Annotated in this window: 9 protein-coding genes and 1 pseudogene; 5 read left to right on the top strand and 5 right to left on the bottom strand. The window is 61.9% G+C overall.

Features of this window, described 5'->3' with window-relative positions; translation table 11 throughout:
• The 4 genes from OXR00_RS19515 to OXR00_RS19500 form a co-directional block, all read right to left on the bottom strand.
• Positions 1-451, bottom strand: a 451-nt coding sequence (locus OXR00_RS19515; protein ID WP_267389897.1) for a hypothetical protein, incomplete at its 3' end; no start/stop codon positions are given.
• 198 nt (positions 452-649) lie between these two features.
• Positions 650-931: an SDR family NAD(P)-dependent oxidoreductase gene (locus OXR00_RS19510; RefSeq protein ID WP_267389896.1), complete on the bottom strand. Its 282-nt coding sequence runs from the start codon at positions 929-931 to the stop codon at positions 650-652.
• A gap of 28 nt (positions 932-959) precedes the next feature.
• Positions 960-1,079 carry a hypothetical protein gene (locus OXR00_RS19505; protein WP_267389895.1) on the bottom strand — a complete coding sequence of 40 codons (120 nt, stop codon included), beginning with the start codon at positions 1,077-1,079 and terminating at the stop codon, positions 960-962.
• A gap of 32 nt (positions 1,080-1,111) precedes the next feature.
• The gene (locus OXR00_RS19500; RefSeq protein ID WP_267389894.1) at positions 1,112-1,456 is read right to left on the bottom strand and encodes an SDR family NAD(P)-dependent oxidoreductase; all 345 of its coding nucleotides are present in this window, start codon (positions 1,454-1,456) and stop codon (positions 1,112-1,114) included.
• Positions 1,457-1,638: 182 nt separating this feature from the next.
• Here OXR00_RS19500 and OXR00_RS19495 point away from each other — a divergent pair, with 182 nt between their 5' ends.
• The 3 genes and pseudogenes from OXR00_RS19495 to OXR00_RS19485 all read left to right on the top strand — a co-directional run.
• Positions 1,639-1,977, top strand: a complete 339-nt coding sequence (locus OXR00_RS19495; protein WP_267389893.1) for a hypothetical protein — start codon at positions 1,639-1,641, stop codon at positions 1,975-1,977.
• Positions 1,974-2,162: a hypothetical protein gene (locus tag OXR00_RS19490; protein ID WP_267389892.1), complete on the top strand. Its 189-nt coding sequence runs from the start codon at positions 1,974-1,976 to the stop codon at positions 2,160-2,162. Before OXR00_RS19495 ends, OXR00_RS19490 begins: the two co-directional genes overlap by 4 nt.
• A 341-nt stretch (positions 2,163-2,503) precedes the next feature.
• Positions 2,504-2,745 (top strand): annotated as a pseudogene (locus tag OXR00_RS19485) (tyrosine-type recombinase/integrase); the annotation flags it as partial.
• Positions 2,746-2,939: 194 nt separating this feature from the next.
• Here the strand turns inward: OXR00_RS19485 and katG are convergent.
• Positions 2,940-5,135: a catalase/peroxidase HPI gene (gene katG, locus OXR00_RS19480; RefSeq protein ID WP_267389898.1), complete on the bottom strand. Its 2,196-nt coding sequence runs from the start codon at positions 5,133-5,135 to the stop codon at positions 2,940-2,942.
• Positions 5,136-5,634: 499 nt separating this feature from the next.
• Here katG and OXR00_RS19475 point away from each other — a divergent pair, with 499 nt between their 5' ends.
• Positions 5,635-6,168 carry a hypothetical protein gene (locus tag OXR00_RS19475; RefSeq protein ID WP_267389891.1) on the top strand — a complete coding sequence of 178 codons (534 nt, stop codon included), beginning with the start codon at positions 5,635-5,637 and terminating at the stop codon, positions 6,166-6,168.
• A gap of 198 nt (positions 6,169-6,366) precedes the next feature.
• The coding region (locus OXR00_RS19470) for a hypothetical protein (protein ID WP_242154887.1) at positions 6,367-6,586 on the top strand (220 nt) is incomplete at its 3' end.

Here is a 6,586-nt window from a genome sequence, read left to right as displayed (position 1 = left end):
CAAAGCATACGACGGTAAGATGTACAAACTCGTTTCCTGGCCCATTATATGTTGAGTTAGTTTCAGAATACTGCACTTCCAACCCATGCTTGGCATAGTTTATGCCCGAGAGACTATCATGCCCTGAACCATCATACGTGTCGCTCGGGCTGATATCGAAGTGGAGATTGGTGAAAAACCCGCGTGCTGTTATGATATCATTTTGATGATCTGGCGTGGTAATCTGATCTGCTCTAACAATCCCATTTTCGTCTGTGATCGAGTACGTTCCCGTTACCGACGTCACGTGGAAAGCATCGAAATCGGGACTCTCGCCCCCATTGACATGCAGCTTGGCTGGGGCATTCTCGTCATAGGTGACGGTCAAATGTACCTCGCGTCCTCCGGTCGTGGCGGGTTGAATGTAATTGCCCATGTACGTTTGGGAGTACTCAATCGTTACAATGCCCATGGTTTGTCCCCTCTAACCGCGTACTAGCGCCCGCCAGTGAGTTCATCTGATGGGCGGCAGTATAGACCAGGGTTGAGCATACACAATCGACAAGCGGCGCGCGAAAGGTCTGCTTCTGGGCGACTGCGGAAGGGCCGGTCTTTGGCGGTGACCGGGCTTTGCTGCCCATCCCCGCCCCTGCGTCGCGACGACCCAGGCTCAGACGTTCGCGCTCCTCCCGCCGCTCTCCGGAACCAGACTTTGATTCATCTGCCGCGCGGCAGGTTTCAGACAACAAGCCAAACCTCTGAATTGCACTGGATCCTGGACAGCGGAGGCCGTGATCGCGTGGATATCTCCGCCCTCTGCGGCGGCATGCGAACGCGGGTCTTCGAACACGGCACCGGGCAGGTCGGCCAGCACGACCCGCATCCCAGCTTCGGCCAATCGGGTCACGACGGCGAGGCCGATGCCGCTCGCCGCGCCCGTGATCACGGCCATGCGCCCGGCGCTATCGCAAGGTGGCCGCTCACCCGCCCAGACCCGCGGTCTGGCCGCCGTCGGCGATGCCGACGACGCCGGCGCCGGACGAGGGGTTGACGATCGCGCCGCCACCGCGCTGCTTCATGAGCGGGATCTGGCGCTTCATGCATAGGACCACGCCCTTGAGGTCAATCGCCGTCAGCCGGCCAAATCCGCCTCGTCGAGGTCGGCGAGCTTGCTCTGGTCCTGCTCGATGCCGGCGTTGTTGAAGGCGACGTCGAGCCCGCCGAACGCCTCAACCGTCTTCGCAAGCGCCGCTTCGACGTTGGCGCTCTTCGACACGTCGCAAGCAACGGCCAGCGCCTTGCCACCCGCGGCCTTGATCTCGCCAGCTACCTTGCTGGTCTCCTCTTCCGACAGGTCGACGACGGCGACGCTTGCGCCGGCTTCGGCAAACGCCAGCGCGGTCGCGCGACCGATGCCGCCGGCGGCTCCGGTGACGAACGCCACCTTGCCAGACAGCGAGTTGAAGGGATTGATCATGGGCAGTCTCCTAGCTGGGATCGGGGTCGATTCTCTCGAAAGTCTCCAGCGAAACGCCGAGCCACGGAGCCGCTTCCATGAACCCGGTTCAGTGTTCCGTTGCATGTTGTTCGAGGATTTAAGCGCGGCGTTCGCCCGAGTGGAGCGTTGATCGCCCGTATTCTTGACAGCAAAGCGAGAAGATGCGGCCCCAGATCACCTGTCACATCGCGAGCAGCATCGACGGACGCATCCTGCCCAAACGTTGGTCATCCGTTGATGCCCATAATCATGGGCTCTACGACAAGCTCCACGAACGGCTCGGTGGCATTTCCTGGATGGTCGGCCGCATCACCGGCCAGGAGTTCGCCAAGCGCGACACATACCCGGGCGAGACGGGCGCGAGCGTGCTCCGCAAGACATGGCTGTCGCGACGCCATGCGACGGCCTATGCGATCGTCGCGGACGCCCACGGCAAGATCGCCTGGGGTCTCAGCGACGTCGGTGGCGATCCGATCGTTGTGCTCCCACCGATCAGGTGACGGACGCGCACCTCGCCGGGCTCCGGGCCGACGGCGTCGGCTACCTGTTCGCCGGCGAAGACGACCTCGACCGGGCGATGCGTGCGCTTCGCGAGGAGCTGGGGATCGAACATTTCCTCTTCGAAGGCGGGGGCGCATCAATGGCGCCTTGCTGCGTGCCGGGTTGGTTGATGAAATCAGCTTGATGATCGTGCCTGCGATCGACGGGGCGGGCGGCGCGCCGCGACGTTTGACGGGCCGACCAGCGACAAGGGGCTACCCGTCCCGCTGACCTCACTTACCTTGCAGGAGCATGAGCTGATGGACGGCGGCAGCCTGTGATTGCGCTACAGCGTGGAACAATCCGGACCTGACGGTGCACACGCGGCGATGAGCGATGCTCAACCGCATGAACCCCGCGCCCGATTGTTCGACGCCCGCGCGCTGCCTAGATTCGACGCGTTAGCGGCTCGCCTTCTCTCCCCGGCGAGGCGGCAAGCGCCCGTGCCGACGATGCGTCTTCTCGGGCCGAAATGACTACATGGCCCACATGAGCACGCGACAAATGCCCGCCTCGTAAACGAGTGGGTGGTCGGCATCGGCCTCCCGGCTCAGGATTACGGGACGCACTTGCTTCGGCGGACGAGAGCATCGATCATCTACAAGGCGGCTGGCAACCTCCGCGCCGTTCAGATCCTTCTCGGCCATGCCAAGATCGACAGCACGGTGCGCTACCTAGGCGTTGACGTGGAGGACGGTTTGAAACTGGCCGAACGCACCGAGGTCTGAGCAGACCCAATAGGCGACGTTGGGCCGGGCCCGCCCGCCTCTCCAAATCTGCCATCCATTCATGTTTCGATTCGACGGCATCTCGGTTGCTATTGCTGCCGGTAATATCCCCGCGGCCGGTGTGTTCACCGGTCTGAAAAGAAAAGAGGGCGGTCGCTCTCGCGACCGCCCTCTTTCCCAAAGTTAAACTGCGGTCAGGTTGCGATGTTCGAGGTAACCGGCTTGGCAGTTATGTCAAAACGGTCCGCGTTCATGACCTTCACCCAAGCCTTGATAAAGTCTTGGACGAACTTCTCCTCGTTTCCATTCTCAGCATAAACTTCAGCCGTCGCGCGAAGCTGTGAGTTAGAGCCGAATACCAGGTCCGTACGCGTAGCGCGCCACTTCTGGTGCTTGCCGGCACGATCATGCCCGATGAACTCCTCGTCGCTGGATGGATCAACGAGCTCCCAGAAGGTTTCGTTGTCCAGCAGATTGACGAAGAAGTCGTTGGTGAGCTGTCCCTTGCGATCGGTCAGGACGCCCTCCGGCTTGTCGCCGTGATTGGCGCCCAGCACGCGAAGGCCTCCGAGCAGCACCGTCATCTCAGGCCCGGACAGACCGAGCAGAGATGCCTTGTCGAGAAGCAACTCCTCGGTCTTCACGGTCTGACGCGTCCGTAGATAGTTCCGGAAGCCATCGGCCTGCGGCTCCATCCATGCGAAACTCTCTACATCAGTCCATTCCTGGGTGGCATCGCCGCGACCGCCGGTGAACGGCACCTTCGCCTCAAAGCCGGCATCCTTAGCCGCCTTCTCGATCGCCACCGAACCCGCCAGGACAATGGCGTCGGCAAGCGATATGGCACCGCGCAGTTCATTAAGCTTGGCAAGCACCGTCGCCAGCTCCGCCGGCTCGTTGATCGCCCAGGTCTTCTGCGGCTCCAACGCAATACGCGCACCGTTCGCACCGCCGCGATGGTCGGATTTGCGGTAGGTAGAGGCGGAAGCCCAGGCAGTCTTGACGAGTTGACCGACGCTCAGGCCCGAGCTCAGCACCTTCTCTGCGAACGTCGCGACATCGGCATCGCTCGGAGCTGTTCCTTGCGGCACCGGATCCTGCCAGATCAGCGTTTCCTCCGGCACTTCCGGCCCAAGGTAACGAACCTTCGGGCCCATGTCGCGGTGGGTCAGCTTGAACCAGGCGCGCGCGAACGCATCGTCGAGAGCCGCCTGATCGTCACGGAAGCGCTCGGAGATCGCGCGAAACTCGGGATCCATCTTCAGCGCCATGTCCGCCGACGTCATGATCGTCGGTACGCGCTTGTCAGGGTCGCGCGCGTCGGGAGCCATATCCTCCCATTCAGGATCAACTGGCGTCCACTGATGTGCACCCGCCGCGCTGTGCGTCAGCTCATATTCGTACTTGAAGAGCAGACGGAAATAATCGCCGGTCCATTTGGTCGGATTGTTCGACCATGCGCCTTCGATCCCCGAGGTGGTGATGTGGCCTTTGCCGATCTCCTCGCTGTCGGTAAGCCAGCCGAGCCCCTGCATGTGCACCGCTTCCGATGCGGGCTCCTTGCCGAAGTTTTCCGCAGGTTTCGCGCCATGCGCCTTGCCGAAGGCATGGCCCCCGGCGGTGAGCGCGACCGTTTCCTCCGAATTCATCGCCATTCGCGAGAACGTCGCCCGCATGTCGCGAGCCGAACCGAGTGGGTCCGGGTTGCCGCCCGGACCTTCCGGGTTGACATAAATCAGGCCCATTGAGTCGGCGGCAAGTGGCCCCTCCAGGTCCAGCTGCTCGTCTGGGCGGATACGCGTCTTGTGCTCCGCGTGTCCGATCCACTGCTCTTCGGCACCCCAGTAAGTATCGCCTTCTGATTGGTAGACGTCCTTGCGCCCGCCGGCGAAACCGAAGGTCGGACCGCCCATGCTCTCGATGGCAACGTTGCCGGCGAGGATGAACAGATCCGCCCAGCTGATGTGTTTCCCGTACTTCTGCTTGATCGGCCACAGCAGGCGCCGCGCCTTATCAAGATTGCCGTTGTCCGGCCAGCTGTTCAGCGGTTCAAAGCGCTGCTGGCCCGACGCAGCGCCACCACGGCCATCGGTGACCCGATAAGTGCCGGCGGCATGCCAGGCCATGCGGATCATGAACGGCCCATAGTGACCGTAATCCGCTGGCCACCACGCCTTGCTGTCGGTCATCAGCGCGGTGAGATCGGCTTTCAACGCGCTGTAGTCGAGCGTTTGGAACGCCTCGGCATAATCATAATCTTCGCCCATGGGGTCGGGCGAAACGCCATGCTGGTGCAGAATTTCGACCGGCAGAGCTTCGGGCCACCAATCCTTGTTGGTACGGCCGAGCAGCGAGCGGACGGTGCCCGCACCGCCGCTTTTTCGGCCCATCGGGCAGCGTTCGCTGGGATCTTTGTCAGCCATCTTCTCACTCCTCTTATGTAATGCCCCACATTAGTGGGGCGCATAAGTTCTTCCAACGAATTGAACCGATTTCTGCGATCACTTGAAGCGATAAGACGTTTTTGCTCACTGAAACAATGGTCATGCCTGCTCACACGCCATGAACATGGCACTTCCTCGCCATTGGCGTGATGCAGGAGTCGATCGCGAAGCGCGCCCCCGCACTCACACCGGTGCTGCGCAACACGTTCACCGCCTACCTGCCCGTATGGACCGTCTCCCACGAAGACCTGCGGTCGACCCATCGCATGGCGATTGTGTTCGAGCCTTGGCTGCAGGAATGGCTGCGCACGTGCGCGCAGGCGAAGAATGAGGGGACCCAATTCTGGACATTCAGGTGCGAATGGCGGCTTCCCAAAATCAGACACTTGTTCATTTTCGTCTCGCCACCTTAACGAACGACTCGAAAGGCGGATTGTCGTGGAACGTGGACCGTCCGCTTCCGTGCTATTGCCGCTTCACGGTTTGCTCCTCTGTTGCTGCAGCCCTGCCATGTCAGCGACTGACCAGTATCCGCCGGGAGTTCACCACCCGCCTCAACCAGAGCCAGTACAATTCCGCGATCCTCAACGACATCGACGGCAAGGCCGGTCGTGCAGCGCTCGCGGCGGGTATCGATGCCGACAGGTTCGGCGGTCTACTCCCGTACGCCAGCTATGTCGCGGGGACTGTCTTCGTCCACACGATGGCATACAACAACGAGCGCCGCGGCCTGACGCCGGCGCACCTGCGGTACTCGGTGCTGTCGCCCGATGCCGACCTCAGCTTCGTGTCGGACGCCAAGGCCGCGTTCATCCCGGGCTCGGCCTATCTCGACGACCATCCCAGCGCGCCGCTGCGCTTCAACGCCGAGGCCAATATCACACACATCATCGCCCGCGAGGAGCGTAACGTCGAAGCCGACGCACTGCGCGTAGAGGCGGACAGCCGCATCAAGGACATCTTCGACGGTAACGACTAGTTCGAGTCCATCCCCTTCCCCGCAGGCGCGTTCGACGTTCCCGACGAGATCGGCGAGGGCAAGCTCCGGCTAGCGCTCATCTACCACCAAGCACTGAACATCGGCCACGTCGCCTACGAGGTGCCGGAGCTGATCGCCACCTGCTATTAGCGCAAAGGGCAGGATGGCGGCGGGCTCCGCCAGCTGCGCAACAATCTCGTGTTCCTCGTCGCTGACGATCTCCATGTACCACACCTGACCGCGACGGTATCGCGCCATCTCGCATTGCAGGAGCTCAAGCGTCCCGATCGTCTGGGGGAGCTGGCCGACTACCAGAAGGCACAGGTCATCGAACTGGCGCGCCGGTCCGAGTCTGACATCGCGATCGCCATCCAGCAGTGCTACCGCCACCTGTTCTATCCGAGCCGCACGGCGCTTG

The organism is Sphingomonas sp. GC_Shp_3 (genome assembly GCF_026540945.1).
GTDB lineage: Bacteria > Pseudomonadota > Alphaproteobacteria > Sphingomonadales > Sphingomonadaceae > Sphingomonas.
This window is presented reverse-complemented; position numbering and strand designations above follow the sequence as displayed.

Excerpts from the sequence above, each read along its gene's own strand:
- OXR00_RS19505 (WP_267389895.1), bottom strand. The coding sequence starts at position 1,079 with ATGAAGCGCCAGATCCCGCTCATGAAGCAGCGCGGTGGCGGCGCGATC.
- OXR00_RS19495 (WP_267389893.1), top strand. The coding sequence starts at position 1,639 with ATGCGGCCCCAGATCACCTGTCACATCGCGAGCAGCATCGACGGACGC.
- OXR00_RS19500 (WP_267389894.1), bottom strand. The coding sequence starts at position 1,456 with ATGATCAATCCCTTCAACTCGCTGTCTGGCAAGGTGGCGTTCGTCACC.
- katG (WP_267389898.1), bottom strand. The coding sequence starts at position 5,135 with ATGGGCCGAAAAAGCGGCGGTGCGGGCACCGTCCGCTCGCTGCTCGGC.
- OXR00_RS19510 (WP_267389896.1), bottom strand. The coding sequence starts at position 931 with ATGGCCGTGATCACGGGCGCGGCGAGCGGCATCGGCCTCGCCGTCGTG.